The organism is Marinococcus halophilus (genome assembly GCF_900166605.1).
In the GTDB taxonomy this organism is placed as follows: domain Bacteria; phylum Bacillota; class Bacilli; order Bacillales; family Marinococcaceae; genus Marinococcus; species Marinococcus halophilus.
The window spans coordinates 485,723-506,208 of sequence record NZ_FVZD01000006.1 but is presented as its reverse complement, the minus strand read 5'-3'; the positions used below and the strand labels follow the sequence as shown (position 1 = coordinate 506,208).

Genomic DNA, 20,486 nt, shown 5'->3' with positions numbered 1-20,486 from the left:
ATATAATATTTATCGTTTATCTATCTGTCTCGTCCAAATATCGCCCACCCACTGTAGAATGAAGACAATAACCAAAATCAGGACTGTAGCAACAAACACCACGTCATTGTTGCTTCGCTGGAACCCTTCCTGATACGCAAGGTTCCCGAGACCGCCCCCGCCTACAACACCGGCCATGGCGGTGTAGCTGACCAGCGTGATGCCTGTCACCGTGATCCCGGAAATTAAGGATGGCAAGGCTTCAGGCAGAAGCACCTTTTGGATGATCTGCCACTGGGTCGCCCCCATTGCCTGCGAAGCTTCAATAACGCCCTTATCTACTTCTCTCAAGCCAATTTCCACCAGACGGGCATAGAAAGGAGCTGCACCGATAATCAGCGCTGGCAGCGCTGCACTCGGCCCGAGCATCGTGCCAATTAAAAAGGTTGTGAATGGAATAAGCAGAATGATTAGAATAATAAACGGAATCGAACGAAAAATATTGACGATCGCCGCTGTCACCGTATGCACCGGCTTGTTTTCCCACATGTTTCCCTTATCCGTTAAATACAGCAGAACGCCTAGTATTGTTCCGAGTAAAAACGTTGCTGCTACCGCGATCAAGCTCATATATACAGTTTCCCACGTAGCAATCCACATATTTTCCCAATTAATTTCTTCCATCCAGGTGCTAAGCATGCTCCATCACCTCCGCTTCTATTTCTTCTTCACGGAGGTAGTCCAGCGCTTTTTCGATTTCCTCATGGCTGCCTTTGATGCGGATGAAAAGAGAGCCATAACTGCCGCGCTGCGTCTGGGAAATTTTTCCCTGAATAATGTTCACATCCACATCAAACTGGCGGATGACTTTGGAAATGAACGGCTGCTCAGCCTTGTTTTCCAAAAACTTCAGCTGTACCACTGCCCCGGTTTCTTCTTCATTAAATACAATTTCCGAGGCATCTTCCTCCGGCTCCGTAATCTGGCGCACGAATTCTTTTGTCATATGCTCCTGGGGCTTTCGGAAGACCTGGAGCACAGGCCCTTCTTCAACGACTCTGCCGTTTTCCATCACTGCCACCCGGTGGCAGATTTTACGGATTACGTGCATTTCGTGCGTGATCAGCACAATGGTTAAACCGAGCTTTTTATTAATATCAGTCAGCAGAGCGAGAATAGAATCCGTTGTTTTTGGATCCAGGGCCGACGTCGCTTCATCGCACAGCAGCACCTTTGGGTTGTTAGCAAGAGCCCTTGCAATGCCAACCCGCTGCTTCTGGCCGCCGCTCAGCTGGGAAGGATAGGAATCTTCCCGGCCTTCAAGGCCGACAAGGTTCACCAGCTCCTGCACCCGTTTGTTTCGTTCCTGCTTTGACTGCTTTGCAATTTCGAGTGGAAACGCAATGTTTTCTGCTACTGTCCGCGACCACAGCAGGTTAAAGTGTTGAAACACCATTCCTATCTCCTGGCGGGCGCTGCGAAGAGACTGCCCTTTTAAGGAGGTAATGCTCTCTCCCTCGATGGTTACTTCACCGCTCGTTGCGGTTTCGAGCTTATTTAACAGCCTTACAAGCGTACTTTTACCTGCGCCGCTGTAGCCGATAATGCCAAAGATCTCTCCTTCATCAATAGAAAGGCTGACGTTATCTACAGCAGTAACGGTTTGTGTTTTTGTCTGAAAGGCCTTGGACAAACCTTTTAATTGAATCATACCGCTCTCTCCTTCATCGTCCTTCTTTATCTTCATTAAAGAGATGTAATTTATCTTCATTAAAGAGATGTAAATAGTAGGTTTTAAATCTTCACAGTTCCGGCAAATGTTCTCTTTCCACCTCGAACCATAAAGAAAAAACCTTTCTGCTCGTGTGCAGAAAGGTTTTTAAGAATCCTTTCCACTCATCTTGCAGACATATGCCTGCAGGAATTGGCACCATGTCTGCTTATGCAGACTGGTTGCCGGGTTTCACAGGGCCAGCCCCTCCACCTCTCTTGATAAGTGAACGATGATTATCCGTTCATATTTGACGATGCTATTGATAATAGCACCTTTTCCTATAAGCGTCAACTGTTGGCGTCGTGCTGAAAAGGGTGAAAACGATCAGTATTAAAGCTCTTCAAAAAAAGAAGCTGCCTGTTTACAGGCCAGCTTCTATGTAAATCAGTATTAATCGTCGCTTACCATGTCCGAATACTGAGCCGGAGACATTAGATCATCCAGTTCGCTTTCATTGGAAGGCTCTACAACGATCATCCAAGCTTTTTCATACGGCGATTCATTAACGAATTCCGGAGAATCATCCAGGTCTTCGTTAATTTCTACGACTTTCCCTGTGACCGGGGCATAAAGCTCCGATACCGTTTTTACAGACTCTACACTTCCAAATGGTTCACCTGCTTCAAGCTCATCCCCAACCTCTGGAAGCTCTACGAATACAATATCGCCAAGCTCTGATTGGGCAAAATCCGTGACCCCAACGCGAAGACGTCCGTCTTCTTTTTTCACCCATTCATGTTCTTCTGAATACAAAAGTTCATCTGGCACACTCATGCATAATCATCCTCCTTCAAATGAATACTAATACGCTTTCCACTTTTCCTCAAAAACTGGTTCCTTAAACCCAAGGGTAACACTCTCGCCATCTGTCACGACAGGTCTTTTTATGAGCATTCCATCAGAGGAGAGCCATTCCAGAATTTCTTCTTCGGACGCTTTCGGCAGACGGCTCTTCAAGTCCATCTCCCTGTACTTTTTTCCGCTTGTGTTAAAAAACTGTTTCCATTCGAGCCCTTCCTGCTCTTTCCACTTCTTTAGTTCTTCCTTAGAAAGCGGATGGTCTACAATATGATACTCGTTAAAAGGGATCTCTTCTTTTTCAAGCCACTTTTTAGCTTTGCGGCATGTATCGCACGGGGGATATCCATAAAAAGTAAGTGCCAATGCCAGGCCTCCTCACACGCTTTCTTTCCTCTAATTGTAGCGGAATCTTTCCAGGTTGGAAAGTTTCATTTTGTTTTTAACTGCCAAGGGAAGCTGTTAAGACCTGTTCGAGTGAACGGCTGAATTCAAAAGCAAGGGAGGTATGCATTTCCTGAAGCTGTTTGGCCTGGCGCGGGAGGATGCCGGCCACGATGACTTTAGTGCCCATCAAGGTGAGCGCTTCAAAGGTTCTGCGCAGTTCCTTCATCCCCTCTTCGTCCACCTCTCCCACCCCGGTAAAATCAAAAATTGTCTTTTCGTACTCCCCCCGGTGCCAGGCATGGACAACTTTTTCTGCGATTAGTGACACTTTCTGCTCGTTAATATCGCCGTGAAGGGGCACGAGGGCCATATCTTTTGTAATTTCAATAAACGGAGCGGACAGGCGGTAATTTTCCTTAATGACGGCTTCCATCGTTTCTTTTTCTTCAAGCAGTTCTGTATTCGTCTCCCGAAGGCGGCCGCGAAGACGTTCGAGCTTGCCTGAGACATTGCTGTAGCTTTGATCCTTTGGCACAAGCAGCACGTGGATGTGCAGATCGTTGCTTTTTTCCGTGTATACATCCATCACAGTGGAGATACGGTCTTCGTCGATAAAAATCAACTCTACGCCATTTTCTTCAGGCGTATCTTGAAACAGCCGTTTTGCCTTTTCCCAGCTTCCTTCATCCAGCCACTCATAAAAATATTCCTTATGGCCAAAACGACTCCGCGCGGAAGAAGACATATAAATGATTTTGTAATGCTTATCTATTTGTACGTAAGGAAGCGGCAGAGCCTCAGGACTGAGATCTGGCATAGGTGCCTCCCTCCTCTTCTCCTTCGATCCAACGCTCGAGCGTACGCAGCCCATCCATCCGGATAACTTCCCCGGAAAATAGTTCACCTACATCGCGTTCTCTTGCCATCTTGCCGCCGAGGAGGACCGCCGGCTTTTCTTTCAGAGCAGTAAAGGCCTCAATGTAGGAAAATAACGAAGGAAGACGATACGAGAGGGCTGCCGACATGGCGACTGCCTGCGGCTGCCATTTTTCTGCAAAAGCGAGCGCCTGCTCAGCTGGCAGATTTGGTCCGAGATACTTCACCGACCAGCCGCGTGCCCGAAAAATGGAGGCCGCCATTCTTAAGCCTAAATAGTGCTGCTCTTCCGCTACACCGAAAAGAAGTGCTTTTGGAGCATCTGGTGAGGGCTGCTTTTCTTCCCTTCGCTCCAGTCGGGAAAGCAGAAAATCACATGTCGCCGTTGCCAGGTGCTCATCTGCGACCGATATTTTATTCTCCTGCCAGAGTTCTCCAACATGATACATAGCAGGTGTCAGCAGATCTTCATAGATCCCGGTTAACGTCATGTGCTTATTTACTTTTTGGATTTCCTGCCAGGCCTCTTCATCGAGTCCATCGAGCATCATGCCTGCCAGATCTTCCGGTCGTATTATCATTAATTGTCACCTTATTTCTGAATGTTTTCTTCAAGCTGCTCAATGCCCTCCGTAAGACATTCCGTAAAAAAGAGCCGCTCCTCTTTAGCCGCATAAAGAGGGAAGATTGCTCTCAAACGCTTATAGTTATCAATAATGATGGCAGTAGATACTCCCCGCTCGTTTAAAACTGACTCCAGCCACGCTGTGTAATCCAGAAAAAAAGAGCGGTCCGAAAGAGCATAGGAGGTTTCAAGATGTTTGAGATGGTGATGATTATCTTCTTCTGTTTTCTCCCTCCCTCTCTCTTTGAACCTGTCCCAAAGCCAGGGATGAGCTTTATATATTTCTTCAGAGACGTGCTGAACAATTTTTTCTTTTTCCTCCGGCGTCATTCTGCCACCACCTGGTACTGGTGAACTTCCGGCACAATGCCTGCAAGCTCCTGATCCGGATAGTTTTTCTCCATTTCATGTATTTCTTTAAATTCTTTACTCCGTACCCAGTTCAAATACATTTCCTTAGATGTCCATACCATGTAGACCGTTAATTCACCGGGCTTTTTTTCATTCTGCAGAAGCTGAAACTTCAGAAACCCTTCTGCCTTGTCCACCCGTCGCGATCTTTTTTCATATATTGCAATAACCTCGGCCGCTTTTTCTTCCGGGACTATAAATGTGGACGTAACAATGTGCATACCAGTGTCCTCCTATATCGACTTTTCAATGCTTAATATTGTATCAATCCTGAAAGGGGAACGCCAATGCCAAATCTCCCGGCACAACAGCAAGTATAAAAGCATATACTAAGTGGTTTGAATATGATGTTATCGCTTAAAAAAATAAAATTTTTTAATATGAGTCCATTACGCATCAAATCCGGCTTAGAACTTTTCCTGCTTATTTAATTATTAAAAATTTTCCGTTTCTAATGTTTATTCCTTTTTAAGCCGGGAATGTGTCTGATTGACTGAGGTTTTAATCCCTTGGTTAAAATATAAAGGAGGTATTTTGAACAATGGCAGTCGATAAATATCCATCCAGACAGGGCGACCATAAGGAAATCATGGACCGGAAGGACCCGGTAGTACACGGGAGCGCCGGATATGATGGCCCGCTGCAGCAGAAGGAACTGGACTTTTACGACGAGAACGGCTACCTCATGCTCCAGAAGCTGTTCACCGACGAGGAAGTCGACATGATGAAGCGCGAGCTCCGGGAGACGATGAAGCGCAACGAAGAGCGCGACGCGCCGGACGTGATCAAGGAGCCGAACAGCAACGAGGTCCGCTCCGTGTTTGAAATCCATAAGGACAGTGGGTTCTTTGAAATGCTCGCCAAAAACGAACGCATCGTCAAAGCCGCCCAGCAGATCCTCGGCAGCCAGGTGTATATGATGCAGTCCCGGATAAACTTTAAGCCAGGCTTTAAGGGTAAGGAGTTCTACTGGCATTCGGATTTTGAAACCTGGCACATGGAAGACGGCATGCCGGACATGCGGGCACTCAGCTGCTCGATCATCCTCACGGACAACTACGAGTTCAACGGCCCGCTCATGCTGATCCCGGGGTCGCAGAAATGGTACGTCTCCTGCCCGGGCACGACGCCGGAGGACAACTTCAAGCAGTCGCTGAAAAAGCAGGAGACCGGCGTGCCGGACAACGAAAGCATGGAATGGCTCACGGAGCAGGCCGGCGGCCAGATTGACCGCGCGACCGGCCCGGCGGGCTCGGTGCTCTTCTTTGACTGCAACACGATGCACGGCTCGGCCGGCAACATCTCGCCGTACCCGCGCAGCAACGTGTTCTTCGTGTTCAACTCGGTGGAAAACAAGCTCGTGGATCCGTTCAGCGGCCAGGAGCCGCGCCCGGAATTTCTGGCCAACCGCCAGGACACTTCCGCGATCCAGCCAAGCTCGGATCGTTTGTCGCACCAAACAACTTCCACTTCTGCAAAATAAGACACACAAAAAGCATCCGGTTTCTATTCCGGATGCTTTTTTCATTATAATGCCGGCCTTCACTCACCGTTTGAATGTCTGATCCTTTTCCTCATTTGATTTCTGTGTCAGCAGTACACTATACAAAATCGCAAAGACCATGCCACTGAAACCAACCATTTGAATGATAACACTTTCGAATCCCTGCAGCTGCAGAGTTCCCGTTAAAAACAGAGCGAGAAACGCAACCAACATTGCCACAGCCCATATAATTGGTTCTTTCAACGTCATCCCTCCATTTTTTCTCTAAATAGAGATAGGTTATCTATATCATAATTGACTTCGCCTATCTTTCCCACCTTCTTGTAAAGTTATCTATCAGACTAATTTTCCTTTTTTTTCAGAAATAACTTTTTTCACTATCGCTGTTACGTTGAAACAATCATCTATTCCTAGTATGATAGTGAATAGTCCTTGTTAGATAGACATTTGTTTATGCAGAAAAAATATTCGTGCTGCGTATGGAGTACGTGAGCCGTCATGCACATTGTTTGCGACAAAACTTCATGAGAGAGGGTCATAGCAATGGGAAAAACAGAAAAAGACTTACGAAACCGCAGTAAAGCCATCAGTGAAGGCGCCAATCGCGCGCCAAACCGGGCGATGCTTCGGGCCGTCGGCTTTACGGACGACGATTTTAAAAAACCAATGATTGGCATTGCAAGCACATGGAGCGAGGTTACTCCGTGCAACGTACATATCGATAACCTTGCACGCCACGCGAAGCAGGGAGCTGCCACCAATGGAGGCGCCCCGCTTATTTTCAACACGATCACCGTTTCTGACGGTATCGCCATGGGGCACGAAGGCATGCATTACTCCCTTCCAAGCCGGGAAATTATTGCTGACTCGATCGAAACTGTAACCAATGCTGAGCGCCTCGACGGCGTCGTGGCTATCGGCGGCTGTGATAAAACAACACCGGGCTGCGTTATCTCTCTAGCCCGGATGAACATCCCTTCCGTGTACGTTTACGGTGGCACCATTCAGCCCGGAAAGTTAAACGGCAAAGACATTGATATTGTTTCGTCCTTCGAGGCTGTCGGCCAGCACCAGACCGGCCAGATCAGCGATGAAGAGCTTCACCAGGTGGAGTGTAATGCATGTCCGGGTGCCGGCGCTTGTGGCGGCATGTATACAGCCAATACGATGGCCGCTGCCGTAGAAGCGCTCGGTATGAGCATTCCGGGCTCCTCCTCCACCCCTGCAATTTACGAATACAAAGAAACCGAGTGCAGGCAGGCTGGGGAATTGACCATCGAGCTGCTTGAAAATAACATTCTTCCGAAAGACATCATGACGAAAAAAGCATTTGAAAACGCCATTACGGTTGTTATGGCCCTTGGCGGATCCACCAATGCGTTTTTGCACCTACTCGCGATCGCCCATTCGGCAGACGTTGATCTGTCTTACGATGATTTTGAACGTGTCCGGCAGAACGTACCTCATATTGCTGACCTAAAACCGAGTGGTAAATACGTGATGCAGGATCTTTACGAAATCGGAGGCGTGCCGGCCGTCATGAAGCTTCTTTACGAGGAAGGGCTTCTGCACGGCGATTGTCTTACCGTAACCAGTAAAACACTTGCAGAAAATCTTGATGCTGTCCCTTCCCTGAAAGAGGGCCAGGAAATTATCCGCCCTGTAGCGGAACCATTTAAAAAGACCGGCCCGCTCGTTGTTTTGAAAGGAAATGTGGCACCGGAAGGCTCCGTTATTAAACTGTCCGGCCAGAAGATCAGCCGATTCGAGGGCACGGTCAAAGTGTTCAACAGTGAAGAATCGGCAACAAAAGCTATCATGGACGGAGAAATCGTCGAAGGCGATGTGCTCGTCATCCGTTATGTTGGTCCGCAGGGCGGCCCGGGCATGCCGGAAATGCTTTCTGTTACTTCGATGATCGTCGGCCGCGGCCTCGGCGGCAAAGTAGCGCTTATGACTGACGGTCGTTTTTCCGGAGGCTCCCATGGTTTTGTTATCGGGCACGTAGCTCCTGAGGCAAGCGTTGGCGGTCCGATCGGGCTGCTTCAAAACGGGGACATCATCTCCATCGATAGCGACACGCAGGAGATCAACCTTCACATTTCCGACGAAGAGTTTGAAAGACGCCGGAACGCCTGGCAGGCTCCGGACCTTCCAGAAAAACGAGGAGCTCTTGCCAAATACGCTAAACTGGTTTCTTCAAGTGCAAAAGGAGCCGTCACAGACGCAGATTTATAAACTCTAAGGGAGCTGCCGTTTCAGGCAGTTCTCTTTCTTTTCAGCTTTATTTTAAGAGCATTTGAGTTTCCCACAATTTATGGTAAATTATGAGGGTACTAACGTTAATACATAGTTACGCACGAAGGGAGTTTCCTATGTCCAAAAAACCAAGGCCGAGTTCGGGCCGTACATTTGCAGCTATTGTAGCCGTTATAGCTGTGATTTTGCTTGCTATTATTCTCGTGGGCAATTTCAGCGGCGGCAGTGATAATTCTGGAGAAAACAGTGGTGAAAACCTGGAAACGAGCGGCCAGCCGCTCAAGGGAGAAGAGGACGCTCCAGTTACAGTCGTCGAGTTTGGTGATTATAAGTGCCCTGCCTGCCAAAACTTTCACGAATCAGTCGTTCCTGAAATTGAATCCCAGTTTGTTGAATCCGGCGATGCTGCTTTTCATTACGTTCACTATCCGTTTTTAAGTGAGGATTCCACAACAGCGGCAGAATTCAGCGAGGCCGTTTACGGCGAACTCGGGGATGAAGCCTTCTGGAACTTCCATGATACGCTGTTTGCCAATCAGCCGCAGAACGAAAGCGGAAACTACTTTGACCAGGAGCGCCTGACGGAGCTGCTTCGGGAGACTGCTTCCGGGGAAGAAGTAACCACAGTTGTCGAAGCTTATGAAAACGGGACCTACGAAGAAGAAGTGGAAAATGACCGCTCCATGGCCGAAGACCTTGGCGTAAACAGCACCCCATCCGTATTTGTGAACGGGGAATTGTTTGAAGGGGACAGCTACCAGGAGCTGCTCGATATGATTGCAGAAGAGGCAGGAGAGTAGCGCCCATGATGGAACGTTTATTAAGTGCAGCCTGGGTGATGGCCATTATTGCTACACTCGGCAGCTTATCGTTCAGCGAAATTTTAGGGTATATCCCCTGTGAGCTTTGCTGGTACCAGCGCATTCTTATGTACCCGCTCGCAGTCATGTTAGGGGTCGCTGTATTCCGCGGGGAACGGCAGGTCGTATGGTATGCGCTTCCGCTGGCTGTTCCAGGTATGCTGCTTGCAGGCTATCATTATCTGTACCAAAAGCTTCCGGTGCTGCAGCAGGCCACGGAGTGCACCGGCACCGTTTCCTGCTCCGATCAGTCTGCCCAATGGCTTGGTTTCGTTACCATCCCTCTTTTATCATTCACTGCATTTTTGTTTATTACCGTTGCACTTTTGATTGTCGCCCTACGCAAAAAATAGTCACATGCCCTTAGGCACGTGACTATTTTTTTATTCCTCTTCAGACGAAGCCACTGCTTCTTCAATTTCCGTAATCATTTCATCCATCGACTGAAGGCCGCCGCCGGAGAGGTACCAGTACTCTGGATCCAAATAATGAATATTATCATTCTGGGCTGCTTGTGTTTCATTTACAATATCATTGTCAAGAGTTTCGGCAGCTGTCTGCTCTTCGCCGCCCTGGCTGACTACTGCACTGCGGTCCACTACAAAAAGGTGCTCTGGATCTTCTTCTGCTAAGTATTCAAAGGAAGCACTCTGCCCGTGTGTAGATGCTTCGATATTTTCATCCGCTGCCGGTACGCCGAATACGTCATGGATCAGGCCAAAGCGGGAGCCTTCCCCGTAAACACTTAAGGAACCGTCATTTACCAGTGTTACTAAAGAAGGTCCTACATCTTCAGTAGTTTCGTTTAGATCGTCAATACGGGCATGAAGCTTGTCTACTTTTTCCTGCACTTCCTCTTCTTTTTGGAAGATTTCCCCGATCATCTCCATGTTGCTGTCAAAGGATTCCATGTAGTTTTCCGTGTCCACTGCTGTATAAACAGTTGGAGCAATTTCACTCAGTTCTTCATAGGCATCGCTCTGACGTCCTGAAATGATGATCACATCCGGCTCCATCGCGTTGATTGCTTCGAAGTCCGGCTCTTTTAAGCTCCCGATATTTTCGTAGTCATCGCTTCCATAATCATCCAGATAGGAAGGGAGCGATTCCTGGGCTACGCCGTTTACGCCTACATTTAGTTCATCCAGTGTTTCGAGCATTTCGTAATTAAACACAACGACGTTTTCTGGATTTTCCGGCACCGTCGCTTCACCCAATTCGTGTTCTACGGTCACTTCGCCGCCGCTTTTCTTTCCTCCGTTGTCTTCATTGCTGCTTTCTTCACTGGTGCTGCCACTGTTTTCACCTTCCGCAGTTGATGACTCTGAGTTATCAGCCCCGCATGCAGCAATAAAAACTGTACCAAACACCGCTGTTGAAGTAAGCATCCATTTGTTCTTTTTCATTTCCCATTCCCCCTGGTTAATTTGTTTTTTCCAGCCTGAAGTATTGGCTCTCCCTCCTCCTGTTACTCTTTTGCCGTATTAACGGGCCGGATACCTGGTTTACGTAAAGTAAACACAGATTTTTTGATCGTTAATACGACAGATAGGCATATCCATTTCGTAGATATCTGTCAACACTTCTGATTCCATCATCTCTTCGGTCGTGCCCTGGGCTACAATGTGCCCGTTTTTCAAAGCGACAATGTCATCGGAGTAACAGGAGGCGAAATTAATATCATGAATAACCAAAAGCACGGTTTTACCCATATCTTTCACTAAACGGCGAAGTACTTTCATGATCTGCACTGAGTGCTTCATGTCCAGATTATTGAGCGGTTCATCGAGCAGGATATAGTCAGTGTCCTGAGCAATAACCATCGCAATAAAAGCCCGCTGCCGCTGGCCTCCGCTCAGCTGGTGAATATAAGAATCCTGCATGCTCCAAAGCTCCATATAATCAATAGCCTGATCCACATGTTCCCAATCTTCAGCGTTCAGCCTGCCCTGCGAATAGGGAAAGCGGCCAAACGATATCAGCTCACGCACCGTCAGCCGGGCATTCATTTCGTTGGACTGTTTTAAGATCGCCAGTTTCTTCGCCAGCTCCCGGCTTTTTGTTTTCGTAATGTCTTTGTCGCCGATCCTAACTTCGCCCGCGTCCTTCGCGATCAAACGGCTGATCATTGACAGCAGTGTACTTTTTCCAGCGCCGTTTGGTCCGATGAATGAGGTAATCTGTCCCTGTTTAATCGTTACGGATACATCGTTTACGACTGGTGTTTCATCATACTTTTTTGTTACATTCATTACCTGGACCATGCTTTGTTCCCCCTTAATAATAGATAAATAAAGTAAATGCCTCCGATAAAGTTCACAATGACACTAATTGCTGTGTTAAAACCAAGCACCCGTTCGACAAGCAGCTGTCCGCCGATTAAAAATGCTACAGCCGCAAGTGCGGCGGCAGCAAGCAGCACACTGTGCCGGTAATCCTTCATCAGTTCATAAGCGACATTAGCCACAAGCAGGCCTAAAAACGTAATAGGCCCAACCAGGGCGGTGGCAATGGAAATAAACAGCACTACAATGACAAGCAGCCGCTTCACCGCATACTTATATGGCACTCCCAGGTTCACCGCCTGGTCCTTTCCGAGGGAAAGCACGTTCAAATATTTCATAAAGGTCAAGGAGTAGATAAATAACAGTACAAACACCGCTACTGAAATGCCGAGAATGTTTGAATTCACATTATTAAAGCTTGCAAACATATTATCCTGGATCGTCAAAAATTCATCTGGTGATATGAGGACTTGTAAAAACGTAGAAATACTGCTGAACAAGGTCCCGCATACAATTCCGACAAGAAGCAAAAAGAAAATATCCTGCTGCTCCCCCTGGAACAAAAAGTAGTAAAGAATAACGGCAAAGCCGAGCATGAGAGCAAGTGAGACAAAAAAATTCAGCGGACCGTTGATTACAAGTGCCGAGGTAGAACCAAAAAAGAACACAATCGCTGTCTGCAGCAAAATGTACAACGAATCAAGACCGATAATACTCGGTGTTAAAATCCTATTATTCGTAATGGTTTGAAAAATGACAGTAGAAAAGGCAATCGCACCGCCGGTCATTACCATTGCAAGAAGCTTCTCTGCCCGGTGCTGCAAAACATAATCCCAATTGCCTCCTGCGTCTGTAAACATAAAGATAGCGGCCAAAACAAGTGAGAGCATGGCCAGACTCATGATCTTCCAATTAAAACGCATATTTCTTCCTCCTCATCAGCATATAGAGGAATAAGAAACTGCCAAGTACACCCACAGTTAAACCGATAGGAACTTCGTACGGAAAAACAATCAGGCGTCCAAAAATGTCACAGACAAGCACAAACACGGCTCCAAGCAGGGCGGTATGAATCAGCGTTTTCTGCAGATTGTCCCCCAGGTAGATTGCCACAATATTTGGTACTACCAGACCTAAAAACGGGATGGTTCCCACTGTTAATATAACGACTGCGGTCACAGCGGCAACGATGGTAATGCCCAGGTTGACCACTGTACGGTAATTCAGACCCAGATTCACCGCAAATTCTTCTCCCATGCCGGCGATCGTAAACCGGCCCGCAAATATGTAAGCTATTAGAATAAGCGGAATGCTGACATACAGTAGCTCATACTGTCCGTTTACAATTAGTGAAAAATCCCCCTGCAGCCAGGCTGACATGTTTTGCACCACATCATATTTCAGGGCAAAAAATGTCGTTACCGAGCCTACAATGTTTCCAAACATGAGTCCTACTAGCGGAATAAAAATAGAATCTTTAAATTTCACCCGTTCAAGAATAGTCATAAAAATAAATGTACCAATAAGGGCAAATAAAAAAGCTACTCCGGTCCGGAGCAGCGGTGAAGCTCCGCCGAACCAGATCATGGCCACTAAAATACCAAACCGGGCCGAATCCATCGTGCCAGCCGTAGTTGGGGAAACGAAGCGGTTCCGACTCAACTGCTGCATGATCAATCCGCAGATGGCCATCCCCATGCCGGCCATAATAATACTAAGAAGCCGCGGTACACGGCTCGAGGTCAATGTGCGCCATTCATCTTCATTTCCAGCCATCAACCCCTGCACCGACACCGTCTGAACGCCGATAAACAGGGAAGCCGCCGAAAGAAGAACGAGAAGAACAAGTAAGTACCACCATTTCATCTGTAAACACTTCATTTCCCAAGAACAATTGCATCGTTCTACGTCTAATTATTAATGATATTCATTATCAATTACATTTTTCATTTTATCATTCCGGTTTTAAATGTCAATGTACCTTCTTCTTTTTTCCTTAACTTTTCATAAACAATAAAAACCGGCCTTACCTTTTCAGGCAGACCGGCTTTGCTTTTCACATGCTTTTAGGATGGGAGTGGTATCTTGTCCATAAATGCCGAAAAATCGTATGTATCTCCATTATATGCATATAAAGACATAGGTTATGAAACGGCCGTTCACTAGGAAGCATCTCCCCATCCCCGTCTTCAGTCATTTCTTCTTGAAACTGTTTTTCCGCCTGGATGGCTGCCTCCTGAGAGCTGAACTCATGCACCGCTATTTCTATGCTTGTACTGTTTTCCTCCCACATTTTGCTTCCAAGATTCATGGAAACTGGAGCTGCAGCCGTTTCTTCTGTTTCTTTCAGAGAAAGCCTATTGCTTTCCAGTTTCGAAATCCATTGTTCTGCATCTTCTGTTTCGTTTCCAAAGGCGGCCGCAAACAAAGGCATTACCCGCTGCCGTCCTTTTGAAAAACCTCGTGTCAGCCAGCTCCTCCCCGCAGAAAAAATAAATAACACAGCACTAATTATGTATATTTTCATCCTAACAGACATTTCCAGTTTATTCATTCTCCTTCTTATTTTTTGCACACTTTTATACCTTTGTTACAATAGATGACAACATGAAAGGAGCTAATGAGTAATGACTACAAGCACTCGCATTGAATCCAGAGATTCTTTTAAGGAGACTATACAAACAGAGGCACCGGTGGCAGTAGAATTTTCAGCCGGGTGGTGCCCGGACTGCCGGAGACTTGATATGTTCATGGACGACGTACTGAACCACTTTGACAATCTCCCATTGCATAAAGTCGACACTGAGCAGCTTCCAGACATTACAAGCGAACAGGAAGTTATGGGCATACCAAGTATTCTCGTATTCCAAAACGGTGAGAAAATAGGCCATCTGCACAGCGCGGACGCTAAAACTCCCGACCAGGTAAGCGAGTTTTTCTCTAAATACTACTAAAGTAAATCTGCCGGGCCCGGCAGATTTTTTTATATTACAGATCGTTTCCAGCTGCCTTGTTTGAATTTATCAAAACCGGGAATGCTTCTTTCAGTACCCTAAAAAGGAGTGAACAGTTATGGCAGTTATTGACGCCAAAGAAATATTAAGCGAATACCGCCGCGGTATCGAACAATTCAGTGAATCCTATCAGGAGATTGCGAAAAATTATAATCGCTTCACCTCTAGTGCCTTTGAAAGTGGAGAGGTTTCCACAGCTCAAAAGCATTTAACGGCGCTCGCTATCGGCGTGCATCAAGGCGATACGACATGTATTGTTTACCATATGGACCAATGCCTCCATCACGGTTGCTCGGAGGAAGAAATTAAAGAATATATGGGTGTCGCAGCAGCTTTTGGCGGCGGCGAATCCATGAGTGAAGCAGTAACGATAGGCCTTGACGCCCTGCAGCAACTAAGTGAAAAGTAAATTAAGAAGCTGTTTCCATGTAAAGGAAACAGCTTCTTGTTTATTTATCGAGGATATCTACGACAAATTGGGACCATGTCTCAAGCCGTTCATATATTTCCGGTTGGGAAAGCTCTTCCACATTCGTCCAGAAGCCACGGATCTGTTCGGTTTCTTTTACCTGAACATCCACATGCTCCGGAAGCACAAATGTATATAGAATCCCGAGGTGCACTTCGCCAACGGCGTTATTATCGTCATTGATCAGCCCAAGCGCCTGCATTTCTGCTTCTTCCAGAGAAGAAATATGCAGTTCTTCCTCAAGTTCACGATCGGCATTTGTATGCAGCAGCTCCTGAAACGTCGAAACACCTGCTTCAGCATTCATATGCCCCCCAAAGCCAAGAGATAATTTGTTGTGCAGTCTTCCTTCTCCTCCGCCAGCAAGCCGTTCATACGCGTACAGTTTTTCCCCCTTGCGGATCACCACGTAGGGAATCGGCTGTTTCCAGGACGGGTCTTCTTCGGCGTCTCCCCGTCTTTTTTCTGTATATGTATCCGCAATCGTGCCGAGAATTTCCTGAATCTGCCCCTGCTCGTCCTGCACTCCGTGAAAGGTCCGCGCCTCGCGTGCGAACACCTGCTCTCTTGGGGCCACTACAATCATTTCGTCCATTTTACCCATCTTGTTCACCTCATTGTGATATTCTCCTGTATTTCATTATAGCGGAACTCTTTGAAATACACAGCAAAAAAAGCCAGGCAGATGCCCGGCTTTTATTGTTAATCAAAAATGAAATCTTCATCCCGGACCGGTTCTACTGTTGCTTTTTTGTAGCCGTTTCCTTTCATGGAGAAGAAATCGTGGGATTTTGTTTTTGTATCCATGCCGTTTAATACGATCGGATTAATTTCTTCTTCTTCAAAATACGCATCCAGTCCTAAGTTCATTAATGCCTTATTTGCATTATAACGAAGGAACTTTTTCACGTCGGAGGTCAGCCCAACCGGATCGTAAAGCTGCTCGGTATAAAGCAGTTCATTTTCATACAGATCCATGAGCAGGTCGTGGGCAAATTCCCGCAGTTCTTCCTGCTTTTCCGGTGTCTGGCGCTTGTAAATTTCCTGTGCCAACAGGCCGACATATACGCCGTGGATCGCTTCATCACGGATAATCAGGTTAATGATTTCCCCGCTCTGCATGAGCTTACCCTGCCCATAGAAATAAAGCGGATAATAAAAGCCGCTGTAAAACAGAAAGCTTTCAAGATAAACCGAAGCCACCATGGCTTTGTACAGAGAAATTTCGTCTCCGTCTTCAATTTTATTGTACTGCTCTACAATGCGGGAAGCTTTTTTCTGCAGGTGCGGATTTTCCTTCACCCATTCAAAAAGTTCATTAATTACTTCCGTGGAAGCGAGCGTCATGAAAATGTTTGAATAGGATTTCGCATGCACTGCATTTTCCATCATTGCCATAAAGTTTAATACTGCCTTGCGCTGGTGGCCTTCCACCTGCTCAGCAACCTTTGGCATGCCGACATTTCCCTGCTCAGTGTCGAGCAGGGTCAAGCCGGCGAGTACCTTCATATACGTATCTTTCTCTTCATCGGTTAAATATTTCCACGTGAGCAGATCCCCGTTGAGTGATATTTCCTCTGGAAGCCAAAACTGTTTTACGTTCTGGCTGTAAAACATCTGCGTAAAGTCGTCGTCTTGTTTTGACCAGTCGGCTGCGTCAAAAATTTGATTCATGGGGTGGTGCTCCTTTCTTTACACGACGCAGGAGAGGCAGTCGTCCTGTCCTGTGTCTTTTGTTCGTGCATAATAAATCGTCTTGATGCCTTTATGGTGGGCGTAAAGATCAATCCGGTTCAAGTCTCTCGTCGTGATGGTGTCACGCACAAAGAGCGTAAAGCTGATGCCCTGATCGATGTGCTCCTGGATAGCTGCGATCATATCTACAACATTGAACATGTCCATATCATAGGCCGCTTTATAGAAGAACCAGTTATCCGGCGCGAGGCCCGGCATTGGATAATACGTTTTCGAGTTGCCGTACGTCCGTTCTTCAATACGCTCCATGATCGGCATAACCGAAGCCGTAGCCGACTGTACATAGGAAATGGAGCCGGTCGGTGCGATCGCCAGGCGGTAGCTGTGGAACAATCCGTGCTCCTGCACCTGCTCCATCAGCTCTTTCCAGTCTTCCGCATCCGGCATAGCCATTCCTTCAAACAGGCCGGCAATCTTAGCCGAGGACGGCAGGTAGGAACGGTTCAGGTATTTCTTAAAGTAGGAGCCGTCCGCATAGCTCGAGCCTTCGAATCCGTAAAACGTTTCTCCAGTTTCCTTTGCAAGCTCCATTGAACGCTGAATGGAATAGAAATTCATGGCCATAAAGAAGAAATCGGCGAATTCCCGTGCTTCCTCGCTTTCGTACGCGATATGGTTCTGCGCTAAAAAGCCGTGCAGGTTCATCGCTCCGAGACCAATCGATTTCATCATCTGGTTGCCTCGGCGCACAGCCGGAGCATTCGTAATGTTAGTGTGCGTTGCTACATGGGTCAGGGAATCGGTAGCGAGTTTCACCGTATCCTTGATCGTTTTGTGCTTCATAACATTGGCGATGTTCAATGAACCGAGGTTGCAGGAAATATCGAGTCCGACTTCATCTTCCTCACCGTAATCCGTATAGCTTGATACTTCAGAGGCCTGCAGCACTTCAGAGCAGAGATTGGAAAATTTCACTTTGGAGACGTTATTCAAAGCATGCGCACGGTTCACGTTATCCTGGAACATCAAGTACGGATATCCGGATTCCGACCGGAGAATCGCCAGCTTTTCAAGCATGCGGCGGGCATCGACTTTGTCTTTTTTCACACGGTCGTCTTCTACGAGCTTGTCGTACATTTCGCTCATATCCATTTCATCAAGATGCTCCCCGTACGCCCGGTAAACGGTGTGCGGATAGAACAGGTACATATCCTTACCCTGGCGGGCAAGTTCAACGAATTTGTCCGGAATTACAACCCCGATCGACAATGTTTTAACACGCACATCTTCGTCAGCCGAAATTTTCTTCGAGTCCAGGAAGTCGTGGATGTCCCGATGGAAAATGTTTAAATAAGCTGCCCCGGAGCCCTGGCGCTGTCCCATTTGGTCTGCGTAACGAAAGGCATTGTCGAGCAGCTTCATTACGCCGACGACGCCTTTTGTCGCGTTTTCTACGTCTTTAATGGCTTCGCCTTTTGCCCGAAGTTTCGATAAGTTCAGGGATACACCGCCGCCTACTTTGGACAGCTGCATGGAAATATCAACAGCCCGGGAAATATCGTTTAAAGAGTCATTTACTTCAAGCAGGAAGCAGCTGACTAATTCTCCGCGCCGTTTTCTGCCGGCATTCAGGAACGTCGGGGTACTCGGCTGATAATCCTGGCTCATCATCATTTCCGCAAACTGTTCGGCTTTCCCGGCGTCTCCATTGCCGAAATAAAGGGCCACAACAGCCACCCGGTCTTCATAGCGCTCAAGGATCATTTTCTGATCATTGGTTTTCAACGCATAGTCATTGTAAAATTTAAACGCACTCATGAATGAAGGAAAACGGAATTTCTTTTCATAGCACAGGTTGTAGACCCGCTCAATTTCTTCAAAAGAATACGCTTCAAGGAATTCTTTTTCATAAAAATCGTTTTCAAGCAGATAGTCGAGCTTTTCTCTCAGATCGTGAAAGAAAACAGTATGCTGGTTGACGTATTGAATAAAGTATTGGTAAACGGCTTCTTTGTCTTTTTCAAATTGAAAGGACCCGTCCTTTTGAAACATGATTTCATTGTTTAACTGGATCCAGTCGGTGGTTTGTGTTTGTTGCAACTTTCATCGCCTCCTCTGCGAAAATGGACACATCGTTTTTTGTTCCGCTCAGTTCGAATTTATGGAGTATAGGAACGTTGTAGTTTACTGCAATCTGGTTAGCGCTTTTCGCAAAATTGTCTCCCCATACTTTGTTTCCGCTCGACGCCACAGCAAGAAGCTGCTCTGCATGATCTTCAAGAAATGCTTCTGTGGATTCCGGAATATTTCCAAAGCCTTTCGTATAGGTGATAAGGATAAACGGTTCATCGATTTGTTCCGCTTCATTCAGACTGTATACCCGGTCAAACGGGATTTTTTCTGCGAAACGCTTCACGTTGCCCGTCATAGAATCAAAAATGATCGGTATCATCGAATCCCCTCCTTTATTTCTAAAATGTACGAACTTGTGTACATCCTTCTTATACCACTACTATATATGGTGTAATCTCCTTTTTCAACATACATGATATAGATATTTTTTCGTTTTATCCTCTTGACATTTAAAATCTCTGCTATACTTCCTTATGCTCTGCGATTCTACCCTGATAATTGTGCACATTTTCTGACAGAAAAAAATTCAGTAAGTAAGACCTGCTTCTATATCTAGATGTTTATAAAAACTGATACCGTATGCACTACTACATACAGGTATATATTTATTCCAGCGCGCTATGTATGGAGGGATAATTTTCGGTAAATTCTTGATACTTTCAGCTTATGGCAAAGAGCTGGCACGAATGTATTTCAAACAAAAGCAGCCCGCGCCTGCACGGACTGCCTTTCCATATTTTATCACCTTTTCAGGCGGGGTCTTACCGTTCTTTCAATTGTACAAGCTCATTAACGATCCAGTAGGGATCCGGCCGGGCCGCTTCCCAGACAGAGGCTGCCACCGTACCATCCTGGTCAATGACATAGGTCATGTCTGCAGGACAATAAGAATAGTAGCCGGTATCCCGCAGAGCTGCTTTAACCTCTGGTACGTCCTGAAGCAGGTAATCCCGGCAGGAGATGCACGCGTTGTACCACGAGGCTGCCACTGCATTTGTATCTGCAAGCACTTTCCCTGTAAACGGCATGTGCTTCGCCTCTTTTTGGAGAACAGATATCTGTTCAGCGGCAGCTACTACTACTTGGGCACCCATCTGCCTCAGCAAAGGGGAGGCTTCTTCGTAGCTCCATAGTCTGTCTTTTTCTGCATGCATCCATCCGCCAAAACAGAAGAGAAGTACTACCGGCCCCTGAAGAAGAAGCTGATTTAAAGTAATATTATCTCCCTCAGTACCAGGAAGAGAGAATGCTGGTGCTCTATCTCCGATTCTAAGCCCCGGGCAGAGCGCCGGCCGTTTATCCTCATGCCATTCATTCCATAAGATGTTTTTTGCCCGGTGCAGCTGCGAACTCAGCACCTTTTCCCTTAATAGTGCCATGCCTGCAAGACTCCTTTCGGATCCCAATCGTCTGCTTT

General features: G+C 46.8%; 25 protein-coding genes and 1 riboswitch. Of the genes, 6 read left to right on the top strand and 19 right to left on the bottom strand.

Features of this window, described 5'->3' with window-relative positions; genetic code table 11:
• Positions 1-9 precede the first annotated feature (9 nt).
• The 8 genes from B5066_RS08665 to B5066_RS08630 all read right to left on the bottom strand — a co-directional run bounded on the left by B5066_RS08665 (position 10) and on the right by B5066_RS08630 (position 5,071).
• Positions 10-678, bottom strand: a complete 669-nt coding sequence (locus B5066_RS08665) for a methionine ABC transporter permease (protein ID WP_079475539.1) — start codon at positions 676-678, stop codon at positions 10-12.
• Positions 671-1,690, bottom strand: a complete 1,020-nt coding sequence (locus tag B5066_RS08660) for a methionine ABC transporter ATP-binding protein (RefSeq protein ID WP_079475538.1) — start codon at positions 1,688-1,690, stop codon at positions 671-673. Before B5066_RS08660 ends, B5066_RS08665 begins: the two co-directional genes overlap by 8 nt.
• Before the next feature lie 182 nt (positions 1,691-1,872).
• Positions 1,873-1,978, bottom strand: a riboswitch (SAM riboswitch).
• 165 nt (positions 1,979-2,143) lie between these two features.
• The gene (gcvH, locus tag B5066_RS08655; protein WP_079475537.1) at positions 2,144-2,527 is read right to left on the bottom strand and encodes a glycine cleavage system protein GcvH; all 384 of its coding nucleotides are present in this window, start codon (positions 2,525-2,527) and stop codon (positions 2,144-2,146) included.
• A gap of 27 nt (positions 2,528-2,554) precedes the next feature.
• Positions 2,555-2,917, bottom strand: coding sequence for an arsenate reductase family protein (locus B5066_RS08650; RefSeq protein WP_079475536.1), 363 nt, complete (start codon positions 2,915-2,917; stop codon positions 2,555-2,557).
• Positions 2,918-2,993: 76 nt separating this feature from the next.
• Complete coding sequence (locus tag B5066_RS08645) at positions 2,994-3,755, bottom strand: STAS domain-containing protein (RefSeq protein WP_079475535.1); 762 nt, start codon at positions 3,753-3,755, stop codon at positions 2,994-2,996.
• Positions 3,736-4,395 carry a cobalamin B12-binding domain-containing protein gene (locus tag B5066_RS08640; protein ID WP_079475534.1) on the bottom strand — a complete coding sequence of 220 codons (660 nt, stop codon included), beginning with the start codon at positions 4,393-4,395 and terminating at the stop codon, positions 3,736-3,738. The genes B5066_RS08645 and B5066_RS08640 overlap by 20 nt, the downstream gene beginning before the upstream one ends.
• An 11-nt stretch (positions 4,396-4,406) precedes the next feature.
• Complete coding sequence (locus tag B5066_RS08635) at positions 4,407-4,769, bottom strand: hypothetical protein (protein ID WP_079475533.1); 363 nt, start codon at positions 4,767-4,769, stop codon at positions 4,407-4,409.
• Positions 4,766-5,071 carry an antibiotic biosynthesis monooxygenase family protein gene (locus tag B5066_RS08630; protein ID WP_079475532.1) on the bottom strand — a complete coding sequence of 102 codons (306 nt, stop codon included), beginning with the start codon at positions 5,069-5,071 and terminating at the stop codon, positions 4,766-4,768. The genes B5066_RS08635 and B5066_RS08630 overlap by 4 nt, the downstream gene beginning before the upstream one ends.
• Positions 5,072-5,391: 320 nt before the next feature.
• On the opposite strand from B5066_RS08630, the gene thpD reads away from it, so the two are divergent.
• A complete protein-coding gene (thpD, locus tag B5066_RS08625; protein ID WP_079475531.1) occupies positions 5,392-6,333 on the top strand; it encodes an ectoine hydroxylase in 942 nt (313 codons plus the stop codon).
• 63 nt (positions 6,334-6,396) lie between these two features.
• On the opposite strand, the gene B5066_RS08620 is transcribed toward thpD, so the two are convergent.
• Complete coding sequence (locus tag B5066_RS08620; RefSeq protein WP_079475530.1) at positions 6,397-6,597, bottom strand: hypothetical protein; 201 nt, start codon at positions 6,595-6,597, stop codon at positions 6,397-6,399.
• A gap of 300 nt (positions 6,598-6,897) precedes the next feature.
• Here B5066_RS08620 and ilvD point away from each other — a divergent pair, with 300 nt between their 5' ends.
• From ilvD to B5066_RS08605, 3 genes are all read left to right on the top strand, one after another.
• Entirely contained in the window at positions 6,898-8,592 is a 1,695-nt protein-coding gene (gene ilvD, locus B5066_RS08615) for a dihydroxy-acid dehydratase (protein ID WP_079475529.1), read from the top strand.
• A 137-nt stretch (positions 8,593-8,729) separates the two neighbouring features.
• On the top strand, positions 8,730-9,413 hold the full coding sequence (locus B5066_RS08610) for a DsbA family protein (RefSeq protein WP_179124063.1): 684 nt from the start codon (positions 8,730-8,732) through the stop codon (positions 9,411-9,413).
• 5 nt (positions 9,414-9,418) lie between these two features.
• The gene (locus B5066_RS08605) at positions 9,419-9,826 is read left to right on the top strand and encodes a disulfide oxidoreductase (RefSeq protein ID WP_094909042.1); all 408 of its coding nucleotides are present in this window, start codon (positions 9,419-9,421) and stop codon (positions 9,824-9,826) included.
• 30 nt (positions 9,827-9,856) lie between these two features.
• Here the strand turns inward: B5066_RS08605 and B5066_RS08600 are convergent, their stop codons facing one another.
• The 5 genes from B5066_RS08600 to B5066_RS08580 form a co-directional block, all read right to left on the bottom strand.
• Positions 9,857-10,879 carry a siderophore ABC transporter substrate-binding protein gene (locus B5066_RS08600; RefSeq protein ID WP_079475527.1) on the bottom strand — a complete coding sequence of 341 codons (1,023 nt, stop codon included), beginning with the start codon at positions 10,877-10,879 and terminating at the stop codon, positions 9,857-9,859.
• 99 nt (positions 10,880-10,978) lie between these two features.
• Positions 10,979-11,737 (bottom strand): iron ABC transporter ATP-binding protein, encoded by a 759-nt coding sequence (locus tag B5066_RS08595; RefSeq protein WP_079475526.1) that lies wholly within the window; start codon positions 11,735-11,737, stop codon positions 10,979-10,981.
• The gene (locus B5066_RS08590) at positions 11,725-12,681 is read right to left on the bottom strand and encodes an iron chelate uptake ABC transporter family permease subunit (protein WP_079475525.1); all 957 of its coding nucleotides are present in this window, start codon (positions 12,679-12,681) and stop codon (positions 11,725-11,727) included. Before B5066_RS08590 ends, B5066_RS08595 begins: the two co-directional genes overlap by 13 nt.
• Entirely contained in the window at positions 12,671-13,624 is a 954-nt protein-coding gene (locus tag B5066_RS08585) for an ABC transporter permease (RefSeq protein ID WP_079475524.1), read from the bottom strand. Before B5066_RS08585 ends, B5066_RS08590 begins: the two co-directional genes overlap by 11 nt.
• A 190-nt stretch (positions 13,625-13,814) precedes the next feature.
• Positions 13,815-14,192, bottom strand: coding sequence for a hypothetical protein (locus B5066_RS08580; RefSeq protein ID WP_143745415.1), 378 nt, complete (start codon positions 14,190-14,192; stop codon positions 13,815-13,817).
• A gap of 193 nt (positions 14,193-14,385) precedes the next feature.
• On the opposite strand from B5066_RS08580, the gene B5066_RS08575 reads away from it, so the two are divergent.
• Together B5066_RS08575 and B5066_RS08570 are read left to right on the top strand one after the other, a co-directional pair.
• A complete protein-coding gene (locus B5066_RS08575) occupies positions 14,386-14,712 on the top strand; it encodes a thioredoxin family protein (RefSeq protein WP_079475522.1) in 327 nt (108 codons plus the stop codon).
• A 118-nt stretch (positions 14,713-14,830) separates the two neighbouring features.
• Positions 14,831-15,181 carry a carboxymuconolactone decarboxylase family protein gene (locus tag B5066_RS08570; protein ID WP_079475521.1) on the top strand — a complete coding sequence of 117 codons (351 nt, stop codon included), beginning with the start codon at positions 14,831-14,833 and terminating at the stop codon, positions 15,179-15,181.
• A 40-nt stretch (positions 15,182-15,221) separates the two neighbouring features.
• Here B5066_RS08570 and B5066_RS08565 read toward each other — a convergent pair whose 3' ends face one another.
• The 5 genes from B5066_RS08565 to B5066_RS08545 all read right to left on the bottom strand — a co-directional run bounded on the left by B5066_RS08565 (position 15,222) and on the right by B5066_RS08545 (position 20,448).
• A complete protein-coding gene (locus tag B5066_RS08565) occupies positions 15,222-15,845 on the bottom strand; it encodes a hypothetical protein (RefSeq protein WP_079475520.1) in 624 nt (207 codons plus the stop codon).
• 98 nt (positions 15,846-15,943) lie between these two features.
• Positions 15,944-16,915, bottom strand: coding sequence for a class 1b ribonucleoside-diphosphate reductase subunit beta (nrdF, locus tag B5066_RS08560; RefSeq protein ID WP_079475519.1), 972 nt, complete (start codon positions 16,913-16,915; stop codon positions 15,944-15,946).
• Positions 16,916-16,933: 18 nt separating this feature from the next.
• Positions 16,934-18,988 carry a class 1b ribonucleoside-diphosphate reductase subunit alpha gene (gene nrdE, locus B5066_RS08555; RefSeq protein WP_079476992.1) on the bottom strand — a complete coding sequence of 685 codons (2,055 nt, stop codon included), beginning with the start codon at positions 18,986-18,988 and terminating at the stop codon, positions 16,934-16,936.
• Between the two features lie 4 nt (positions 18,989-18,992).
• Positions 18,993-19,388 (bottom strand): class Ib ribonucleoside-diphosphate reductase assembly flavoprotein NrdI, encoded by a 396-nt coding sequence (gene nrdI / locus B5066_RS08550; RefSeq protein ID WP_079475518.1) that lies wholly within the window; start codon positions 19,386-19,388, stop codon positions 18,993-18,995.
• A gap of 442 nt (positions 19,389-19,830) precedes the next feature.
• Positions 19,831-20,448: a redoxin domain-containing protein gene (locus B5066_RS08545; protein WP_079475517.1), complete on the bottom strand. Its 618-nt coding sequence runs from the start codon at positions 20,446-20,448 to the stop codon at positions 19,831-19,833.
• Positions 20,449-20,486: the final 38 nt, after the last annotated feature.